The sequence below is a fragment of the Parageobacillus caldoxylosilyticus genome, assembly GCF_019272935.1.
Classification (GTDB): domain Bacteria; phylum Bacillota; class Bacilli; order Bacillales; family Anoxybacillaceae; genus Saccharococcus; species Saccharococcus caldoxylosilyticus.
Genome location: NZ_CP040553.1, coordinates 2,581,259 through 2,602,560 on the forward strand (window position 1 = coordinate 2,581,259; position 21,302 = coordinate 2,602,560).

Annotated in this window: 20 protein-coding genes and 1 riboswitch; of the genes, 19 read left to right on the plus strand and 1 reads right to left on the minus strand. The window is 44.7% G+C overall.

The window, feature by feature from the left end:
* Positions 1-11 precede the first annotated feature (11 nt).
* The 12 genes from ssuE (at position 12) to BV455_RS13175 (ending at position 13,947) form a co-directional block, all read left to right on the plus strand.
* On the plus strand, positions 12-545 hold the full coding sequence (ssuE, locus tag BV455_RS13120; protein ID WP_017435447.1) for an NADPH-dependent FMN reductase: 534 nt from the start codon (positions 12-14) through the stop codon (positions 543-545).
* Positions 546-571: 26 nt separating this feature from the next.
* A complete protein-coding gene (gene ssuD / locus BV455_RS13125; protein ID WP_017435448.1) occupies positions 572-1,699 on the plus strand; it encodes an FMNH2-dependent alkanesulfonate monooxygenase in 1,128 nt (375 codons plus the stop codon).
* Positions 1,700-1,841: 142 nt separating this feature from the next.
* Positions 1,842-3,029: a hypothetical protein gene (locus BV455_RS13130; protein WP_218687265.1), complete on the plus strand. Its 1,188-nt coding sequence runs from the start codon at positions 1,842-1,844 to the stop codon at positions 3,027-3,029.
* 139 nt (positions 3,030-3,168) lie between these two features.
* Positions 3,169-4,110, plus strand: a complete 942-nt coding sequence (locus tag BV455_RS13135) for an NAD-dependent epimerase/dehydratase family protein (protein ID WP_042406554.1) — start codon at positions 3,169-3,171, stop codon at positions 4,108-4,110.
* The gene (locus tag BV455_RS13140; protein ID WP_042406552.1) at positions 4,100-5,044 is read left to right on the plus strand and encodes a lysylphosphatidylglycerol synthase transmembrane domain-containing protein; all 945 of its coding nucleotides are present in this window, start codon (positions 4,100-4,102) and stop codon (positions 5,042-5,044) included. Before BV455_RS13135 ends, BV455_RS13140 begins: the two co-directional genes overlap by 11 nt.
* Complete coding sequence (locus tag BV455_RS13145) at positions 5,041-6,540, plus strand: alkaline phosphatase family protein (protein ID WP_061579363.1); 1,500 nt, start codon at positions 5,041-5,043, stop codon at positions 6,538-6,540. Before BV455_RS13140 ends, BV455_RS13145 begins: the two co-directional genes overlap by 4 nt.
* Positions 6,500-7,261: a glycosyltransferase family 2 protein gene (locus BV455_RS13150; protein WP_017435453.1), complete on the plus strand. Its 762-nt coding sequence runs from the start codon at positions 6,500-6,502 to the stop codon at positions 7,259-7,261. The genes BV455_RS13145 and BV455_RS13150 overlap by 41 nt, the downstream gene beginning before the upstream one ends.
* 100 nt (positions 7,262-7,361) lie before the next feature.
* On the plus strand, positions 7,362-8,120 hold the full coding sequence (locus BV455_RS13155) for a hypothetical protein (RefSeq protein ID WP_042406544.1): 759 nt from the start codon (positions 7,362-7,364) through the stop codon (positions 8,118-8,120).
* A 28-nt stretch (positions 8,121-8,148) separates the two neighbouring features.
* Complete coding sequence (locus BV455_RS13160; RefSeq protein WP_017435455.1) at positions 8,149-9,075, plus strand: FTR1 family iron permease; 927 nt, start codon at positions 8,149-8,151, stop codon at positions 9,073-9,075.
* A gap of 67 nt (positions 9,076-9,142) precedes the next feature.
* Positions 9,143-10,582 carry a nucleoporin-interacting protein gene (locus BV455_RS13165; protein ID WP_081159609.1) on the plus strand — a complete coding sequence of 480 codons (1,440 nt, stop codon included), beginning with the start codon at positions 9,143-9,145 and terminating at the stop codon, positions 10,580-10,582.
* Positions 10,583-10,600: 18 nt separating this feature from the next.
* Positions 10,601-12,373: an excinuclease ABC subunit UvrC gene (gene uvrC, locus BV455_RS13170; RefSeq protein ID WP_081159612.1), complete on the plus strand. Its 1,773-nt coding sequence runs from the start codon at positions 10,601-10,603 to the stop codon at positions 12,371-12,373.
* A 69-nt stretch (positions 12,374-12,442) separates the two neighbouring features.
* A riboswitch (Lysine riboswitch) is annotated at positions 12,443-12,623 on the plus strand.
* A 100-nt stretch (positions 12,624-12,723) separates the two neighbouring features.
* On the plus strand, positions 12,724-13,947 hold the full coding sequence (locus BV455_RS13175; protein WP_081159614.1) for an aspartate kinase: 1,224 nt from the start codon (positions 12,724-12,726) through the stop codon (positions 13,945-13,947).
* Between the two features lie 36 nt (positions 13,948-13,983).
* Here the strand turns inward: BV455_RS13175 and BV455_RS13180 are convergent, their stop codons facing one another.
* Complete coding sequence (locus BV455_RS13180) at positions 13,984-14,436, minus strand: YslB family protein (RefSeq protein WP_017435459.1); 453 nt, start codon at positions 14,434-14,436, stop codon at positions 13,984-13,986.
* A gap of 261 nt (positions 14,437-14,697) precedes the next feature.
* Here BV455_RS13180 and BV455_RS13185 point away from each other — a divergent pair, with 261 nt between their 5' ends.
* The 7 genes from BV455_RS13185 (at position 14,698) to BV455_RS13215 (ending at position 21,273) form a co-directional block, all read left to right on the plus strand.
* Complete coding sequence (locus BV455_RS13185) at positions 14,698-15,306, plus strand: succinate dehydrogenase cytochrome b558 subunit (protein WP_017435460.1); 609 nt, start codon at positions 14,698-14,700, stop codon at positions 15,304-15,306.
* Positions 15,307-15,341: 35 nt separating this feature from the next.
* Positions 15,342-17,099, plus strand: a complete 1,758-nt coding sequence (gene sdhA, locus BV455_RS13190; protein ID WP_081159617.1) for a succinate dehydrogenase flavoprotein subunit — start codon at positions 15,342-15,344, stop codon at positions 17,097-17,099.
* A 3-nt stretch (positions 17,100-17,102) separates the two neighbouring features.
* Entirely contained in the window at positions 17,103-17,864 is a 762-nt protein-coding gene (gene sdhB / locus BV455_RS13195; RefSeq protein WP_017435462.1) for a succinate dehydrogenase iron-sulfur subunit, read from the plus strand.
* Between the two features lie 504 nt (positions 17,865-18,368).
* A complete protein-coding gene (locus BV455_RS13200) occupies positions 18,369-18,593 on the plus strand; it encodes a helix-turn-helix domain-containing protein (protein ID WP_017435464.1) in 225 nt (74 codons plus the stop codon).
* Between the two features lie 256 nt (positions 18,594-18,849).
* Positions 18,850-19,293, plus strand: coding sequence for a MarR family winged helix-turn-helix transcriptional regulator (locus tag BV455_RS13205; protein ID WP_042406531.1), 444 nt, complete (start codon positions 18,850-18,852; stop codon positions 19,291-19,293).
* 9 nt (positions 19,294-19,302) lie between these two features.
* Positions 19,303-20,097 (plus strand): glutamate racemase, encoded by a 795-nt coding sequence (gene racE, locus BV455_RS13210; RefSeq protein WP_017435466.1) that lies wholly within the window; start codon positions 19,303-19,305, stop codon positions 20,095-20,097.
* Positions 20,098-20,196: 99 nt separating this feature from the next.
* Entirely contained in the window at positions 20,197-21,273 is a 1,077-nt protein-coding gene (locus tag BV455_RS13215; protein ID WP_017435467.1) for a GerMN domain-containing protein, read from the plus strand.
* Positions 21,274-21,302 lie beyond the last annotated feature (29 nt).

Sequence of the window (21,302 nt, forward strand, 5' to 3'; positions counted from 1 at the left end):
GGGAGACATTAATGACGACAATCACTTTAATCTCGGGAAGTCCATCTAAACAATCCAAAACAGCGGAGATCGCTAACCGATTGCAAAAAGAATTGCTCAAAAGGGGGCATCATGTTCATTTAATCCATGTTCGGGATTTGCCGGCAGAAGATTTGCTGCATGCAAAATTCGATAGTGAAGCGATTGCTCAAACCCACGAATGGATTCGTGAGGCAGATGCGGTCATGGTGTTAAGTCCTGTCTACAAAGGCAGCTATACGGGTATTTTAAAAGCATTTCTCGACTTGTTACCGGAAAAGGCATTTTTAGGTAAGATTATTGCTCCGATCGTCACAGGCGGAACTATTGCCCATCTGTTATCGATTGAATATGCGCTAAAACCTATTTTCTCCATTATGGGAGCAAAAGAGATTTTACATGGAGTATTTATTTTAGACAAAACGATTCAACGTGATGAAACGGGAGAAATATTTTTTCCATCCGACATTGAAGAAAGGATAAAGGAAGTGTTGCAATCTATTTCAAACACTCAAACCCTCATTTAATGAATGATAGAAAGGAGAAAATGAAAATGGAATTATTATGGTTTATCCCTTCCCATGGCGATGGACGTTATCTTGGAACAACAAAAGGAGGCCGTACTGCGGAGTATAGTTATTTTCGGCAAATTGCCCAAGCTGCTGACCGGCTGGGCTATAAAGGGGTATTAATTCCAACGGGGAAATCATGCGAAGATCCATGGCTGCTTGCGTCGGCATTGGCAGCGGAAACCGAACAATTGCGTTTTCTTGTTGCCGTACGACCGGGATTAATGTCTCCTACACTCGCGGCGAGAATGGCTTCCACATTAGACCGAATTTCGGAAGGCCGGTTGCTTATTAATGTCGTAGCTGGCGGAGATCCCGTTGAACTCGCGGGTGATGGGCTATTTTTAAGCCATGACGAGCGCTATGAAGCAACGGATGAATTTTTAACAGTTTGGAGACGATTGTTAAGCGGCGAAGAAGTCACTTTAAAAGGAAAACATATCAACGTAACTGGGGCTAAGCTTCTGTTTCCGCCAATACAAAGACCGTATCCTCCGGTTTATTTTGGAGGGTCGTCGCTAGCAGGCCAACAGGTGGCAGCGAAACATGCAGATGTTTACTTAACATGGGGAGAACCGCCAGCACAGGTGGAAGAAAAAATTTCCCAAGTGAGAAAATTGGCTGAACAGCAAGGACGTACAATTGAATTTGGCATTCGGCTTCATATTATTGTGCGCGAAACAGAAAAGGAAGCGTGGAATGCTGCACAACAGCTCATTCGTTATGTGGACGACAAAACCATTCAGGAAGCACAACGAGTTTTTGCCCGGTATGATTCGGTCGGGCAGCAGCGTATGAAACAGTTGCACAATGGAAGCAGAGAATCGTTAGAAATTAGTCCAAATTTATGGGCGGGAGTTGGTCTTGTCAGAGGAGGAGCAGGAACCGCTTTAGTCGGGGATCCGGAAACAGTGGCAGAGCGGCTATTAGAGTACCATCAATTAGGTATCCGGTATTTTATTTTATCCGGTTACCCGCATTTAGAAGAAGCATATCGGGTAGCTGAACTGCTATTCCCGCTTCTGCCATTAAACCACAAAAAACGGACAAAACAGTCTATACAAGGAGAGATTATCGGACATGAATTTTTTCCTTCATTTATCAAAGTGTGATGATAGGGAAGAGCTTGCCCAAACGTTGGCAGGCTCTTTTCTTTAATAAAAATCCCATTGACGTTGATAATCATTATCTATTATAATCAACTTATGCCAATGAAAATCATTATCAAATAAAAAGGTGTGAGGGGGATACATAATGTCAGTTAAATGGAAGCTGCTTGCTGTTTTTACAGCGTTTGCGATAATGATGGGAGCTTGCTCGAACAGCGAAGAAACAGCAACAACCAAAACGGAGAAAAAAGAGCAAACAGCCGCTGAACAAAGGGAAGAAAAAACAGTGGAAACAGAGAAGAAAGAAATCCATTATGCTGATGTATTTAAACAGGCGCTTGTCGAGCTGGAAAAAGCAAAGCAAGGGCAAAAAGTTGACTTTGATAAAGTGACAAAACTATATGAAGAAAACTTACAGACGCTTGTGCAAAAGCGGGACGCCGAATTTCAAGATACGCTTGACCAACATATTACTACTGCGCTGGCGGCAGGGAAAGATGGTTCACTCGATCCAGTGGTCGTAAAACAAATCTTTGATAAGCTCATGCAAAAAGTATTTTATACCACAATCAAGCATGAATTTACCGAAGTAGAGGAAAATTGGGCAAATAAAGAAGCAGTGAAAGAAGAAATCGAAGAAGCGAAGCAGTTTTACGCGATTTTACAGCCAACGGTAGAAAAGCGTGACGCCGCTTATGGAACAAAGTTAGCGGACGCGATTAATGGAGCGTTCGCACAAATTGAAGATGCGGCTGCAAAAGACGATTTGCTTGCCTTCTCCTTAGGAAAACAAGTCGTAGACAAAACGCTGATGAAAACCTTTTATTTAGCGACAGGCGCGCTTCCGCACGGCTACGCTTCAAAGGCGGCAAATGCGGCAAAACAAGATGAAAAAGAAGCGAAAGTCGAACAAGCAGAAGGATGGGCGTTTTATCAATCCGTATATCCATATATGAAAAAGCATGCACCAGAAGAAGCGGACTACATTTTAAAACAATTTGATTTGCAAACAGATGTAAAAACGCTTGATCCGGCAGCGATCAATAAAGCGTTCGTCCGCGGCTGGGCAAAGGTGGCGCTTCATGAATATGAAGAAAGTAAAGAAAGCTGGGGACAAGATAAATCGGTAATTACTGCATTGGAAGGCGCTTTATTTATTAATATGATGGAAAGCGACTTAAAAGCGTTGTTAGGTGATCAAGCTTATGCGTCATTGAATGATCAGGCGCAGCGCTATCTTGAGGCGGCAAAAGCGAAAAATAAAGCGGAGGGGGAAAAACTTCTTTCCCAACTAGAAGCAACATTAAACACTGCTATGGAAAAGGCAAAATAACGATAAGGCAAAAAACCTTGTTCTTTAGCAAGGTTTTTTGCCTTCTTATGAAGGAAATCAAATTTTGGCGCTGCTGCTTTTCGATTTTCTTATGATAATATGCTAATAGGAATAAATCATTAATTTTGAGGTGAATCCATTGAAAATTCTCATTACAGGGGGAGCCGGGTTTATTGGAAGCCATCTTGTTGCCAAATTGCTCTCGCTTGGGCATGATGTGATGGTTATTGATAATTTTCATCCTTACTACCCGGCGGAACGAAAGCATCGGCAATTTCGTGCGTTGACGGGAGGAAATCTTCCTGTTTATCGCATTGACTTGCTAGATAGAGAAAAAACGGAAGAATTGTTTCGCCGCTATCAGCCGGATTGTGTGTATCATTTAGCGGCGCTGCCCGGTGTTCCAAATTCACTTCTTAAGCCGCTTGATTATGTCGATTATGATATCAAAGCGACGATTAATGTGCTAAAGGCAGCGGGGGAAGCCGGAGCCGGGCATGTGTTATTCGCATCTTCCTCGTCTGTCTACGGCAACCAGGGGAATGTGCCGCTGAAAGAAGAGATGGCGACGGGAGAAGTCGTTTCGCCATATGCCGCCGCAAAATACGGAGCGGAGTCGTTTTGCTATGCGTATGCCCATCTATTCGGCTATCAGGTGACGATTTTTCGCTATTTTACTGTATACGGTCCGTGGGGCCGACCGGATATGGCGATCAGCAAGTTTATCCGCCATCTGTTACGTGGTGAAGAGATTGTCGTGTACGGCACGAACACAGCAAGAGACTATACGTTTGTGGATGATGTCGTCAGCGGAATGGTAGCGGCGCTCGGCCGCCGCGGCGGAAATGATGTGTTTAATTTAGGATCAGGGCGGCCGATCGCGATGGAGCGATTGCTGCAAGAACTGAAAACGCATTTTCCAACGATGAAGGTGAGATATGCACCGGAGCGAAAGGGAGATGTAAAAGCGACATGGGCGGACATTACGAAAGCACAGCGGGCGTTCGGATACAAACCGAGCGTAACGTTCGAGGACGGGCTGGCGCGAACAGTCGCGTGGGCAAGGGCGTATGAAACGTAAACACGCAATGGCAGCGGTGCGGCTAGTCGGTGCCGGGCTTGTCCTTGTGTTCCTATGGCTGACATACCACTATTTCGATGGAGAGGTGCTTCTTGAGCAACTCCACTTGCTTTTTCGAAGACCGGACACGCTGGCATGGATGTTGATCATATACGTCGCTTCCTTTTGGCTAAGGACGCTGGCATGGAAGTCATACGTGGGAAAACCAATTTCTTTGATTGTATACGCCAAAGGTATTTTTTTAAGTTTGCTTATTAATCATATTTTTCCGTTAAAAGCAGGCGATATTGCCCGTGTTGCTGTTTTAGCAAAGCAGAAGGACGTGTCTGTCGATGAAGCGGTTCACTCGGTGGCGGTGATGCGGCTTTTGGACATGCTGGTTTTGTGTCTTTTGTCGGCATGGGGAATGTATGCATACGCCAATCGATTTCCTGCAATCAATGCAACGGTTATTGGTGTTATAGGAATAATCGGCGCAGCTGCAATTACTGTTTTGCTGTCACGCAAATCGGATGCAGAATGGATTCGTAAACACCATCGCATGATAAAAAGTGCATTAAGAGGAAAACGCGGCGTTTATATGGTGGGCATGATTGCGCTCAGCTGGTTGTGTGAGGCGGTTGTCGTTTATGAGATGACCCACATGCTTAGGTTGCCCTTGTCCTTTTGGGAATCCGTATGGGTCAACAGCATCACTGTATCCGGTCAAGTGTTTCAAATCGCTCCAGGCGGGCTGGGGACGTATGAAGCGGTAATGGCGTTTGCGGTTACGAGAATCGTCCCGGACTGGAACAGCGCGTATATGGCAGCGATGATGGCCCATGCGTTCAAATTTGTTTTTTCTTATTTAGTTGGCATTGCCATGCTGTTTATGTCTCCAAGAGATATTTCGTTCGTTGGGGCGGCTTGGAAAAAAGGAAGGGAGAGACAATGAAAGAAGCTTCAACATTTGAAAAAGTAGCGGCGCGATGTTGGAATTTGCTGAACGAGGGAAAACCGTTTACGCCGATTTTCGTTATCGGGACGATGGCGATCTACCATCTTGCCAGTTTCGGTACCATCGAGCATATGAAACACTGGTTCTTTGGTTTTCTAGCAGCGCTTCCGCTTTTTGTTATCTATTATATGTACGACTATCCGCTATTTTTGCGAAATTATTTATGGATTCCATACGTTGTGTTTTTAATCGTTTGGCAGTTTGCCGACATTAAGCTGCTAAGTTTAGCACTGGGGCTATATTTTTTCTTTACCGTCTTTTTTTGGGGTACGCTTTACTATCATTTGCGCATTGGTACATCATGGTGGAATTTTACCCGTTTTTGGAAATTAGTGCTGAAAAATAGCGATTCGACAAGCGGAAACGCGCAAGAACAGTTGCCGAAATTTTTGTTGCTTTTGTCGATTTGGCAGTATGTGTACGTACAGCTGGAGCGAGAAGCAGGCGATCTTTCTCTTGCGGGCTTTGCACTCTATTATGCAGGTGTCTTTTTATTTTCTTTCATTTTGCACAGCCAGTTATTTGATTGGAAGCCAAAAATCATTCCGACATACACCAATAATGCCAGCGTTCCAAAAGAGCCAATCAATGAGAAAGTCATTGTGATTGTCATCGACGGCATGCGGAAAGATCGGTTTGAACAAGCCAATGCCCCATTTTTAAAACGGCTGCGCCAGCAGGGGACGGAATTTACGCAAATGGAAACGGTTTATCCGGCACGTACTGTCGTTTGTTTTACCTCGATGTTCACCGGAACATATCCGTTTGAACACGGCATACGCTCCAATATGGTATGGAAGCTTGGCATCAAGGTAGAAAGCATTTTTGACTCACTAAGAAAAATAGGAAAAACGGGGCGGCTGCTTGGCATTGCCCATCTCGTCGATTCGTTTGGAGATGATGTCGAAACGGTAACGGCGGTCATGCATAATGACGTAGCTGACCGTAATATCATCGAACGCGCCAAACGCATTATGGAAGAGCAAGATCCTGATTTGCTCATTGTTCAATTAATTGCCACGGACCAAACGGGGCACAGCCGCGGCGTATTATACGAGGAATATCTTCAAAAAATAGAAGAAGCGGACGCGCTTATCAAGGAGTACGTCGAGTGGCTTGAACAGAAAGGAAAATTAAAAAATGCAACGTTAATCATTTGCGCCGATCACGGACAAGCAGACGGCATCGGCGGACACGGGCATTTGGATGAAGGAGAGCGGTTTGTGCCGTTTTTCTTGTACGGACCGGCGATTGAGCGAGGCAAACGGATCGATGAAAAGAAAAGTCTCGTATCCGTGGCGCCGACGATTGCTTATTTGTTGGGCGCACCGTACCCGAGCCATAGCCGCGGGCCCGTGTTAACGGAAGCGATTCGAAAGAGGGAAGCAGAAGATGAAGAAGCAAAAAGTGATCGTCTTCTTACCAGCGTATAACGAAGAGCAATCGATTGGCGAGGTCATTCGCAGAATTCCGCGTTCTTTCCATCCTTATGTGGATGTGAAAGTATTGGTCATTGATGACGGTTCGACCGATAACACCGTAGCAGCTGCAAGAGAAGCAGGCGCTGATTACATTTATCAAATGCCGGAAAACCGCGGGCTTGGTGCCGCTGTACGCCAAGGGCTGCAGGAATCTCTCCGCCTCGGTGCGGATATCGGCGTGATGATTGATGCGGATAATGAATATCCGGCGGAACAAATCCCGGAATTGCTCGCTCCGATTTTTGCGGGAGAAGCGGACTATACGATGGGCTCGCGCTTTCTTGGCACGATTCGCGGGATGAAATGGCATCGCCGTCTGGGCAATTACTTCTTTACGTTTCTGCAATCGCTTCTTCTGCGAACATGGATTTACGACGGGCAATCGGGGATGCGGGCTTTTTCGCGGCAAGCGATGGAACATGCGGAGATCATCCATGATTATAACTACGCCCAAGTGCTTACTTTAAATTTAGTTCGCAAAGGGTTTCGCATCAAAGAAGTACCGATTCGCTATCAAGTGCGGACAACGGGACAGTCATTTATTAAATTTCGCGCGTATGTCACGGCCGTTCTTCCAGCAATTTGGAGGGAGATGCGGCGGCCGGTGAAAAAAGTAGTGATTGATGAAGACGCCCATCGCCTCCCAAGCATAGCGGACAAACAATGTTCGTAGCCCTTTCCTTTTCGCGAACAGGAAAGGGAATTTTTTTCATTAATATATTGACATAGAAGATGATAATCATTATCATTGGTGGTGTAGGAGGAGATCGATAATGAGGCGATTTTATTTATTTTTTTCTCTAGCGATGATATTCATTCTCAATAGTATTCCGATTTCTGCTTTTGCGTACTCCTATGGCGACCCGAATGAAGAAAAAGTAGCGGAAGTTTATAAACAAATGGCTGAAAAGTTAAACGAGCAGCCGCCAAACTTTACGGAGGCGCGCAAAATTTTCGAAACGGTAAAAGAAGAAATCGATATGCATATGGGAACGGAGCCTTCGCAAGCAGTGTTATCGGCGCTCGACAAAAAGGATAAAGAAGCAGTTTTGGAAACTATGGAAAAAATTCTTGTTTTAAATATCGCACGCCGGTTGGAAAATATCGAGAAAAATTTTGAGCAGTATGATACGAGCAAACGGTTATTAGCAAAGGCATTTGCTACATACGAAGCGCTTTCCCCGATGGTGCAAGGCAAAGATGCAGCCCTTGATAAACGGTTAAGAGATGAATTCAATAAAGCGCTGCAGTCATTAGGAAACCCAGGATTGTTTGGTGTCGGCGAGAAGAAAGCGGATATTGAGCAATTTAAGAAAAGCAAGGAAACGATTTTAACGTCGTTGCAAAAGCAATTTGGATTGAAAAGTTTGAAAGTGGGACATTTTTCGGAAAGTGCAACGGAAAAGCCGCAAGAAGTGCAGAAAAAAGAATGGACGGACTTATCCAAATTAAAAAACTGGATTCCGATTGCGATTCTTATTGTTGTGATTGCCGGGGTTGCCGTGTATTCATGGCGTCGCAAGCGGACATGACGGATGGAAACAAAGGGGGACACATGCGATGGAAGTTCAAGCGCTGTTAATTACGTTCCGTGAAGCACTCGAGGCGCTGCTGATTGTCGGAATTATTACGTCTTATTTAAAGCGAGTCGGCCATCAAGAATATACAAAGTACGTTTGGCTTGGGGCAGGATTGGCGATTTTAGCGAGCGTTGGGGTCGCAATTCTTTTCCAAGTCGTGTTCACTGGATTTGCCGCGATGGGAAGCGAAACGTACTTAAAGATCGGCATTATGTTTGTTTCGGCGATTTTGCTGACACAAATGGTCTTTTGGATGGCCGAGCATAGCCGCGATATGAAAAAAAGCGTTGAAGGAAAGATGGATCAATTTATTACGGCAGGCAATGTCATTGGAATGGTCATCCATTCGTTTTTAGTCGTTCTCCGCGAAGGTGTCGAAACGGTCTTTTTCTTTGCCGCGATTACCCATGGCAACATCGGTGCGGCGATGCAAGGATGGGGAGCGACGACAGGAATTGCGATTGCGGCGGTTGTCAGCTACCTTTTCTTCAAAGGAACGATGCGCATCCCGCTAAAGACGTTCTTTAAAGTAACCGGAGCGTTCATCGTCTTGATTGCTGCGGGCTTGCTTGTCCAAGGCATTTCCATGCTTCAGGATTTAAATATCATCGGCAGCGTAATGCCTCACGTTTATGATTTAACATGGCTGCTTCCGGAACATCCGATTGATTATGAACATTATCTCCGCGATCACGGCGTCGCGCCTGTCTTTTCAGGAGAGGTCGGCGTGTTTTTAAAAGCGCTCTTCGGCTATTCATCCATGCCATCGCTGGAAGAAGTCATTGCCTATATTGGATATTTTGTCGTGATTTATTTATTAGTTGCGAACCGTAATACAAAGAAAAATATGGAGCAAACAAAAACGGTCGTTCAAGCGCTTGAACCAAAAACGAAAAAGGTGATGTAAAAAGTGCAAGACATGATTGTCTTGTGCTTTTTCTTATTTTTTATAAATGATTAAGGTGAGAAAGGCGATGAAACATTTTCTAGGAAATAATCGATTTTTGTCATATTTTAGTTTCGTTATATTAGCAAGTTTGTTCTTGCTGGAAATATATTATGCGAGCCCTTATGCGGCGACATGGGATCAGGTCGATTTTGCCTTGGCGTTAGACCGTTATGATTTATTGGCGATGCAGCCGCATTTTCCGGGATACCCGTATTTCATTCTTGGCGGCATGTTCGTTCATGCATTCGTTGACAACCCGGCGAAGGCGCTATCCATCTTCAGTGTCGTTGCCATGTTTTCCGCAACCGTTCCAATTGTTCTTCTTGCAAAAAAATATCTCTCGACCGCGGCTGCGTTGTTCATTAGTGCTCTCATTCAGTCAGCCAGCTATGTTATGGTCATTGCTGGACAGCCGATGTCGGACGGTGCGGCATTAGCGGCGCTATGGTGGTACTGGTGGTCCGTTGAGTGGGCAAGAGAGCGCGATGGATGGCAACGGCAGCTTCTTCCGCTTGCTTTTTTTAGCCTATTAACGGGAATCCGCTTGTCGTATGCTCCATTTGCGGTGGCAATCTTGTTTTTATGGTACGAAGATTGGAAAAAACATCGCAGTGTCCGCCGAATCGTTTGCTTTTTGACGGCAGCTGCCTTTTTCCAATTTATTTGGATCACAGCGGTTGCGGCGACAGAAGGAAGTTTCCAATCCTTTTTCAAACTGGCTCTTTCATTTACAAGCGGCCATTTTGAGGAATGGGGAGGAACAGCGGCAAATGACGGGCAGCCGTTATGGGAACGAGTGATTCATTTTTTCTTTTATAATATTTTATGGACAGGGATAGCAAGCCAAAACGTTATCCTGCTTTTTTTGTATATGGTTGTATGGACAGCGATATGGCGGTCAAGGAAGTTCTTGTTTCCGCGCTGGCTTCTCGTTTCTGGATTTGTTTATTTTCTTTGGGCGTTATTTGCGCAAAATATTGAGAAACCGCGTCACATTCTCCCGCTTGTTCATCTTGTTTTGTTGTACGGATGGACCTGCTATGTCCGCCATCATCTGTCTATGTATCGATGGAGCATAGCGCTGGCTGTGTTAGCCGTGCAATTCGTAACGGGGACATGGCATCTGCGCGAACAAGCATTGCAGTTGCCAGCAGCCTATCAGTTGGCGTATGATTTACGCGACAGCAGAGAAAATTTCGTTCTATATACATGGGAGGAAACGCGAGTATTGCAGTATCTTGATGTCGATTTTCCACACAAAGACGTATTGCACTTTTCATTTTTTTTACAAGACAAGGAGAACTATAGACATGTTAAAATTTATATGACCGATCATGTGGTCAAGGGCTTTCAAGCACAGGGGATTTCCCTTTCCCGCCATGTGCGGAAAGTGAAAATATATCGTTCCAGCACACTGGCAGATCCGGTGTACGGAAACATTACGTTGTATGAATGGATGAATTAATTTGATGGAGTGATTATGATGCATGATCACTTAAAAGAAAAATTAGCCATACTCCCGGAGCAGCCGGGATGTTATTTGATGAAAGATAAAAACGGTACGGTCATATACGTCGGTAAAGCAAAAGTGCTGAAAAACCGCGTGCGCTCGTATTTTACCGGCACGCATGATGGAAAAACGCAGCGACTTGTCAATGAGATTGCCGATTTTGAATATATCGTCACTTCGTCCAACGCCGAGGCGCTTATTTTAGAGATGAATTTAATTAAAAAGTATGATCCGAAATATAACGTCATGCTGAAAGATGACAAAAGCTATCCGTTTATTAAAATTACGGCGGAAAAACATCCGCGCTTGCTCATTACGAGAAAAGTGAAAAAAGACGGCGGCAAATACTTCGGACCATATCCGAACGTGCAGGCGGCCAATGAGACGAAAAAGCTGTTAGACCGCCTCTATCCGCTGCGCAAATGCTCGACCATGCCGAACCGTGTTTGTTTATATTACCATATGGGGCAATGTCTTGCCCCATGTGTATATCCGGTGTCTGAACAACAAAATAAAGAGATGGTTGAGCAAATCGTTCGTTTCCTCAACGGTGGATATCAGGAAGTGAAAAAAGAATTGGCAGAGAAGATGATGAAAGCAGCGGAAGCGCTCGAATTTGAGCGGGCGAAAGAATACCGCGACCAAATTGCCCATATTGAAGCGACAATGGAAAAGCAGAAGATGACCTTGAATGACTTTATCGACCGCGATGTGTTCGGCTATGCGTATGACAAAGGCTGGATGTGCGTGCAAGTCTTTTTCATTCGCCAAGGGAAGCTGATCGAGCGCGATGTATCAATTTTCCCAATGTATCAAGATCCGGACGAAGAGCTGCTGACTTTTTTAGGACAGTTTTATACCAAGGCCAATCATTTAAAGCCAAAAGAGGTGATTTTGCCTGCCGAAGTCGACGGAGAGCTTGCCGGTCAGCTGCTAGAAGTCACGATTGTGCAGCCAAAAAAGGGAAAGAAAAAAGAATTGGTCGAGCTGGCCAGCAAAAATGCGGCAATTGCCTTGAAGGAAAAGTTTTATCTAATCGAGCGGGACGAAGAGCGGACGATCAAGGCGGTGGAAAACCTAGGAAAAATATTAGAAATACCTGTTCCCCACCGTATTGAAGCGTTTGACAATTCCAATATTTACGGAGCCGACCCAGTATCGGCGATGGTCGTATTCATTGATGGAAAGCCGGAGAAAAAAGAATACCGCAAATATAAAGTGAAAACAGTCGAAGGGCCCGATGACTATGAATCGATGCGTGAAGTGGTGCGGAGGCGCTATACGCGCGTGCTAAAAGAAAAGCTTCCGCTTCCCGATTTGATTATTATTGACGGTGGGAAGGGACATTTGGCAGCGGTACGCGATGTGATGGAAAATGAATTAGGTCTGAATATTCCGCTTGCCGGCCTCGCCAAGGATGAGAAGCATCGCACATCGGAGTTAATCATGGGGGATCCGCCGAAAATCGTGCCGCTTGAGAGAAACAGCCAAGAGTTTTATTTGCTGCAGCGCATTCAAGACGAGGTGCACCGGTTTGCGGTTACATTCCATCGGCAGACGCGGGAAAAAACGATGTTTCGCTCCGTGTTAGACGATATTCCTGGCGTCGGCGAAAAAAGAAAAAAAGCGCTATTCAAGCATTTCGGTTCATTGAAAAACATGAAAGAAGCAACGGTCGAAGAGCTGCAACAAGCGAACATTCCGCGCACGGTGGCTGAAAAAATTTATAAGAAATTACGAGAGTAGTATTGTCAATAGCATAAAAATTTGATATTATTGCTCTAAATTGCATATTCATACACTTCCGATCGCTGAAGTGAAGATAGAGGTGCGAACTTCAAGAGTACACATTCGGAGGAAAATGAGTTCCGATGATGAGTGTGGAAAGGGGAGCGTCGCCGAAGTGGGAAAAGTCTCATTGCTTTTTCCGCTGGTCCTGCGTTTAAGAAATGTAGGACTGTCAAGATGTTATTCATCTTGGAGAGCTATCTCACTGTGCGAGGCGAATTCGCTTGTTTCCGTTTTCGTGATGCACAGCAATGAGATTTCTCTCATTGCTTTTTTTATTTTATAAACAGGCAAAAGGGTGAGACGAAATGGGAATTATTGTACAAAAATTTGGCGGAACATCCGTCGGTTCGATCAAAAGAATTCGACACGTGGCCACTCGGGTGATAGAGGAGGCCGAAAAGGGGAATCAAGTTGTCGTTGTTGTTTCCGCAATGGGCAAGACAACGGATGAACTTGTTGATTTGGCAAAACAAATTTCCTTACAGCCAAGCAAGCGGGAAATGGATATGCTCCTTTCGACAGGGGAACAAGTAAGCATAGCCCTGCTCGCCATGGCATTGCAGGAAAAGGGATATAAAGCCATTTCCTTAACGGGATGGCAGGCGGGGATTACAACGGAAGAAATGCACGGCAATGCCCGCATTATGAACATTGATACAGTCAGAATCCGCCGTTATCTTGATGAAGGGGCAATTGTGATCGTTGCCGGGTTTCAAGGCGTGACGGAAACAGGGGAGATCACCACGCTCGGCCGCGGCGGTTCCGATACGACAGCGGTGGCGCTGGCGGCGGCGTTAAAAGCAGATAAGTGCGATATTTATACGGATGTAACTGGCGTGTTTACGACCGACCCGCGCTATGTAAAGACAGCAAGAAAAATAAAAGAGATTTCCTATGATGAAATGCTTGAGCTAGCCAATTTAGGAGCGGGGGTGCTGCACCCGCGCGCGGTGGAATTTGCGAAAAACTATGAAGTGCTGCTTGAGGTGCGCTCAAGCATGGAAAAAGAAAGCGGTACAATCGTGAAGGGGGAAGTTTCGATGGAACAGCATTTAATCGTACGCGGCATCGCTTTTGAAGATCAAGTAACGAGAGTGACAGTGTCTAGAATCAAAAACAGTTTATATGCATTGCCGACTATTTTTACGGCGCTCGCAAAGCGAGGCATTAATGTGGACATTATTATTCAAAGCGCGGGGAATGCGGACATTACGTCTGTTTCTTTTTCGATCCGTACGGAGGATTTGCCGGAAACGCTTCAAGTATTGCAATCGCTTGAAGAGGCAAACGTACAATATGAAAGCGGCTTGGCGAAAGTGTCGATCGTTGGCTCTGGCATGATTTCAAACCCTGGGGTGGCGGCGCGCATGTTTGAAGTGCTGGCAGGCGAGAACATTGAAATCAAAATGGTCAGCACGTCAGAAATTAAAATTTCTACTGTCATTGATGAGAAAAACATGGTTCGAGCAGTTGAAGCGCTCCATGAAGCGTTTGGACTTGCCGAAGAAGCGGCGGCAGTGCGCGCATAAAATGAAAGAAGCCTGCACCGGACAGGCTTCTTTCTATTATTCTATCTGCTGTTTGCGGTCCCATTTAATGATAATGAGTGCTTTATTTTCCCGCCTTTTTTGTTGTTCAAATGCTTCGGTGACGAGGCGCTTTTGTTGTTCGATTTGCTGGGCGAGAAATCCCGCTTCGAGCTGGAAGGTGCAATGCTCATGAAGGGTAAACCGCGCGGCAATAATGTCGCCGGACAGTTCTACGTGAAGTTCGTCTTTGCGCTCTTCAACAATGGACAGTGTCCCCCAGCCGGCTTTTTCAAAAAAAGTAATGATATCGGATACTGTTTCGAGCGGGTAGCGGCGCGCTAAACTTTTTCCAGCCCAGTATAAAATGCTGGCCGCTTCTTTTCCCAGCAATTCCGGAAGGACAATTTGCCGGAGAAGTTCCGCGCCGAATGCGGAAATAGAGATGTCTTCTAATGACTTGTATTGTTCTTCTAGTGTTGGCAGTTTCACATGATTCCCCTCTTTCTATCCATTCATCATTATAGCGAAATAGAGGGGGACGTGCATTATCTTTCTTTCTATTTTTCTCTATCGTTTTCGTATGCAAATGTTTGAACATTTTATGACTTTGTTTTCTTGACGCTTGTACAATGTGGGGGTACAATGAATGTGACACAATGATTAATGGAAATGGAAGCCGTTACATTTCACTCATTGTGGATGGGGAGCACACGATTTTTTCACTGTTTATTTATTAAAGGGGGTTTACATATGGCAGGAAATCGCGAATTTTATTACCGTCGGCTCCATTCACTGTTAGGAGTCATTCCAGTAGGGATCTTTTTAGTACAACATTTGGTCGTAAACCATTTTGCGACAAGAGGACCAGAGGCGTTTAACCGGGCGGCTTCTTTTATGGAGAATTTACCGTTTCGTTATTTTTTAGAAATATTTGTCATTTTTCTTCCACTGCTGTTCCATGCCATTTATGGTCTTTATATTGCTTTTACGGCGAAATTTAATGTCGGAAATTACGGATATTTCCGTAACTGGATGTTTATGCTGCAGCGGATTACGGGAATTATCACGTTAATTTTTGTGACATGGCATGTGTATGAAACGCGCGTTCAAGCCGCGTTTGGAGCGGAAGTAAACTATGAAATGATGGCCAATATCGTGGACAATCCGGTTATGCTTGGCTTTTATATTGTCGGAATTTTGTCAACGGTGTTTCACTTTGCCAACGGTTTATGGTCTTTCTGTGTAAGCTGGGGTTTAACGGTGTCTCCTCGTTCACAACAAGTTTTCACTTATTTAACGATGATTATTTTTGTTGCGCTTTCTATTGTCGGCATTCGTGCCATTTTAGCATTTGCCTGATTGACAACTAGCAATCTTTTAGGGAGTGAGTAGCAATGAAAAAAGGAAAAATCATAGTAGTTGGCGGCGGTCTAGCTGGTCTAATGGCAACCATTAAAATCGCGGAAGCAGGGGTACCTGTAGAATTGTTCTCGCTCGTGCCTGTAAAACGGTCTCACTCTGTCTGTGCGCAAGGCGGGATTAACGGTGCGGTAAATACAAAAGGGGAAGGCGATTCTCCTTGGGAACATTTTGACGATACCGTATATGGCGGCGACTTTTTAGCGAACCAGCCTCCGGTCAAAGCGATGTGTGAGGCAGCGCCGAGCATCATTTATATGCTTGACCGCATGGGAGTCATGTTCAACCGTACTCCTGAAGGGTTGCTTGATTTCCGTCGTTTCGGCGGCACACAGCACCACCGTACTGCCTACGCAGGAGCAACGACAGGCCAACAAATTTTGTATGCCCTTGATGAACAAGTACGTCGTCATGAAGTAGCCGGGCTTGTAACGAAATATGAAGGATGGGAATTTTTGGGTGTTGTCTTAGATGATGAACAAATTTGCCGCGGCATTGTCGCACAAGACTTAAAGTCAATGGAAATTAAAGCGTTTCCTGCGGACGCAGTCATTATGGCGACAGGCGGACCAGGAGTCATTTTCGGTAAATCGACGAACTCCATCATCAATACCGGTTCGGCCGCATCGATCGTCTATCAGCAAGGTGCTTATTATGCAAACGGGGAGTTTATCCAAATTCACCCGACGGCGATCCCTGGGGACGATAAATTGCGTTTGATGAGTGAATCTGCCCGCGGGGAAGGCGGAAGAGTCTGGACATATAAAGACGGGAAACCATGGTACTTCCTTGAAGAAAAATATCCGGCTTACGGGAACCTTGTTCCTCGTGATATTGCAGCACGGGAAATTTTCCACGTCTGCGTCGACTTGAAGCTTGGCATCAACGGCGAAAACATGGTATATCTCGATCTTTCCCATAAAGATCCGAAAGAGCTTGATGTAAAACTCGGCGGAATTATCGAAATTTATGAGAAATTTATGGGAGAAGACCCTCGCAAAGTGCCGATGAAAGTATTCCCGGCTGTGCACTATTCGATGGGCGGTTTATGGGTCGATTATGATCAAATGACAAACATTAAAGGCTTGTTTGCCGCTGGCGAGTGCGATTATTCGATCCACGGCGCGAACCGTCTTGGAGCTAACTCCTTATTGTCAGCGATTTACGGAGGTATGGTCGCTGGTCCAAACGCAGTCCGCTACATTCGCGGTTTGGAAAAATCGGCAGACGCAATGCCGTCATTGTTGTACGATCGCTACGTCAAACAAGAAGAAGAACGCTGGAACAACATTTTATCGATGGATGGAACAGAGAACGCATACGTGCTGCATAAAGAGCTTGGGGAATGGATGACAGCAAACGTGACGATCGTTCGTTACAATGACAAGCTGCTGAAAACAGATGAAAAAATTCAAGAATTGCTTGAGCGCTATAAAAATATCAGCGTAACCGATACATCCAAATGGAGCAACCAAGGAGCGACATTTATTCGCCAGCTGTACAATATGCTTCAACTTGCTCGCGTTATTACATTGGGGGCATACAACCGCAATGAAAGCCGCGGTGCGCACTATAAACCAGAATTTCCAGAGCGAAATGACGAAGAATGGCTCAAAACAACGATGGCTCGCTACACTCCGGATGGCCCAGCGTTCCATTATGAAGATGTCGATGTATCGCTGATTAAGCCACGCAAACGCGACTACACGAAAAAGAAAGAGGAAGTGAAATAAACTATGAGCGAGAAAAAAACGATTCGACTCATTGTAACACGTCAAGACCGTCCTGATTCTGCGCCATACGAAGAAGAATTTGAAATTCCATATCGTCCGAATATGAACGTCATTTCTGCGCTGATGGAAATTCGCCGTAATCCGGTGAACGCGAAAGGTCAAAAAACGACCCCAGTTGTATGGGAAATGAACTGCCTTGAGGAAGTATGCGGCGCTTGTTCGATGGTCATTAACGGCAAGCCGCGGCAAGCATGTACGGCGTTAATTGATCAATTAGAGCAGCCGATCCGTTTGGAACCAATGCGCACATTCCCAGTTGTGCGGGACTTGCAAGTCGACCGCAGCCGCATGTTTGACTCGCTGAAAAAAGTAAAAGCATGGATTCCTATTGACGGAACATACGACTTAGGTCCTGGTCCACGCATGCCGGAACGGAAACGGCAATGGGCATACGAACTGTCGAAATGTATGACATGCGGCGTATGTTTGGAAGCATGTCCAAACGTCAACAGCAGATCCAACTTTATCGGCCCAGCTCCGCTGTCACAAGTTCGTCTCTTTAATGCCCATCCGACAGGCGCGATGCATAAAGCAGAGCGGCTGAAAGCAATCATGGGAGATGGCGGTTTGGCGAACTGCGGCAACTCGCAAAACTGTGTGCAATCCTGTCCAAAAGGTATTCCGCTTACGACGTCCATTGCCGCACTAAACCGTGAAACAACGATTCAAATGTTCCGCGATTTCTTTGGAAGCGACGAAGTGTAATGATGGGAGAGGCTGGCGCAAAAGGTTGCTGAACCGACCTTTTGAAGTCAGCCTCTCCTTTTCTTTTTTCTCTTTTTGGTTGTTATTGGATGTTTGTCAAGAAAAATCGCTTCAGCCTCTTTCTTTTCTTTTGCGGCGGTGAGTTATGGTGACTGACTCTATTATACCAAGAGAGGAACGGCTTTCTTATTTTTTTGTCAAACAAAAGTAAAGGTGTCCTAAAAGCAGTCACTTTTGAGACACCCTCTTTCTATTAGGAGGCACAGGGGATGAAGCAAATCGATTACATCAACAAAATAAGTATACCGGGAAAAGTGTCCTATGGAGTGATGGGATGAGACAAATGCTTCAACAGTTCCAGGCGGCGCTTGTATAGAAAAAACACCTATTTTTCTATTAGATAAGCGAAATTCCGTCACCGTAACCCTCGTTTTCACATAGTATATGGTGAGTAAATACCCATCCGGTAGTTCAGGTCTAGTGAAGCAAGGAGGGTTACAACACTTGAAGGATAAATCATTTCAACCAAAGCCGTTACTGACAAAAAGAGAGAAAGAGGTATTCGAATTATTAGTGCAGGATAAGACGACAAAGGAAATTGCGCAAGAATTGTTTATTAGCGAAAAAACGGTTCGCAACCACATTTCGAACGCAATGCAAAAGCTTGGAGTAAAGGGGCGCTCGCAAGCTGTTATCGAGTTGCTTCGAATGGGGGAGCTTGAACTATAAACAATGCCGGCTTACCTTATTTTAAGGTGGCCGGTTTGTTATCTTTTTTGGTCCATGATCGAAAAGTCGTTTATCGTATAATATGCTGATGAATGGATAAGATGAATTTTTATATTGATTATAGAAAAAAGTGGTGTAAAATGAAATATATCGAATCATGTCGAACAACGTAAAGGGATTCGGTTGTCTGACATCATTCTTGCATTTTTTTAAAAAAACGTTAAAAATATAAATGTAGTTTTGTAGGGGAGATCGTATGCCGCTTTCGATGGATGAAAAGACCGTCGCTGAGTTGGAAAAGCTGCTTCGGTATATTGCTGCGAATTTAAAGCAGCGCGGCCGTGAAATTTTAACGCAATATCCAATCACGCCGCCGCAATTCGTCGCGTTGCAATGGCTGTTGGAAGAAGGGGACTTGACGATCGGCGAATTATCGAACAAAATGTATTTGGCATGCAGCACAACAACTGATTTAGTGGACAGAATGGAACGGAACGGCCTTGTTGCTAGAGTAAAAGATAAGCATGATCGACGGGTCGTTCGCATCCATCTCCTTGAAAAAGGGGAACGAATTATTGAAGAAGTGATTCAAAAGCGCCAACATGATTTGGCGCAAGTACTACAACATTTTTCTGGTGACGAAATTGTTTTTTTAGAAAAATGCTTGCGTAAACTACATCAAGAAATCAAGAAAGAATGAGGCGATCACTTGGAAAGACCAATCGGAGTTATTGATTCAGGAGTTGGCGGATTAACAGTTGCAAAAGAAATTATGCGGCAATTGCCAAAAGAACAGATTATTTATCTTGGGGATACAGCGCGTTGTCCATATGGACCGCGTCCTGAACAGGAAATTCGTCAATTCACATGGGAAATGACGAATTATTTATTGCAGTATAATATTAAAATGCTGGTGATTGCTTGTAATACAGCAACAGCTGTTGTATTAGACGAAATTCGGGAACAGCTCGATATCCCGGTATTAGGCGTGGTACATCCCGGAGCGCGTGCGGCGCTAAAAGTGACGAAAAACGGGCATATTGGTGTGATTGGTACAATTGGTACGGTAAAAAGCGGCGCGTATGAAAAGGCGCTGAAGTCCATTAACCATCGAGTTCATGTTGAAAGTTTAGCATGTCCGAAGTTTGTTCCGCTTGTAGAGAGTGGAAACTTCGAAGGAGAAGAAGCAAGAAAAATAGTTGCTGAATCACTTGAACCGTTTAAATCAAGTAATATTGATGTCCTTATTTTAGGATGCACTCACTACCCTTTGTTAAGTCCTCTTATTCAAGAATATATGGGAAAACGTGTAAAACTGATTTGCTCCGGTGGTGAAACAGCACGCGAAGTGAGCGCAATTTTGCACCACAGCCATCTGCTTTATACAGGGCAGCGTGAGGTGGAACATTTATTTTTCACAACCGGGTCGAAGGAGCTGTTCGAAAAAATTGCATCGAAATGGTTTGGAAGACCAGTCGAACACGTACAAACGATCGAATTATAAAAAAATCCTTTAGCGTCAAAGCTAAAGGATTTTTTTATTCTATTTTTCTAAAAGGCTCGTATACATAGTAGTACAAACTATGAGTAGGAGGGAACTTTCATGTTCAATCGGAGATCATGGAAATTAGCCGCATCCGTCGTGACATCGCTGTTATTGCTTAGCGGCTGTGGGTTATTTCAAAAGGATGATGCCGTAAAAGAAATTGATCCGCCGCAAGATGTCAGTTACTTGAAAGATGGTCAATCGCTGCAGGAAGTAACGAAAGAGAACGAGGGAAAACAGGAGAAAGAAAAAGCAACAGAAACCGTTAAACGCGAACTTTACTTAATTGATAAAAATGGCTTTGTCGTGCCGCAAACGGTAGAATTGCCAAAAACAAAGGCAGTAGCGAAGCAAGTGTTGGAATATTTAGTCGAAGACGGCCCTGTTTCTGAAATATTACCAAATGGGTTTCGTGCTGTCTTGCCGGCAGGTACAACAGTGTTAGGGACCAAGTTGGAGAAGGATGGGACGCTTATTGCCGATTTTTCTCCAGAATTTGCCCATTATAAACCAGAAGACGAGAAAAAAATTTTACAAGCCATTACGTGGACGCTGACTCAGTTTGATAATGTAAAAAGAGTCAAAATTCGTATTAACGGTTATGACCAAGATGTGATGCCAGTCAACAAAACCCCTATCCAAGGCGGGGTCAGCCGTGCGGATGGAATTAATATCGAAGCTAACGGCGTCAATGATATTACAAACACTCACCCAGTTACCGTCTATTTTGTCGCACAGCAAGGAAATGAAACGTACTACGTTCCAGTAACACGGCGCGTATCCAATAAAGAAAAAGACAATATTACCGCTGCGGTGAATGAGTTAATTAAAGGTCCGGACTACGGCAGCGGACTTGTCAGCAGTTTTCAGCCAGATACTAAACTATTGGAAAAACCAAAATACGAAGACGGAAAAGTGACATTAAACTTTAACGAAGCGATTTACGGCAGCAATAAGAAAAATGTCATTTCCGATCTTGTGCTAAACTCCCTTGTCCTGTCGTTGACGGAGCAACAAGGAATTGAAAGCGTCTCTATTACGGTAAATGGGAAAGCCAATCTGGTAAGAGAAGACGGCAAACCGTTAGCCAAACCTGTAACAAGGCCAACAAATGTGAACACAGGCAGCTTCTAAGCAATACAAAGTTTTATATTATGTCAGAA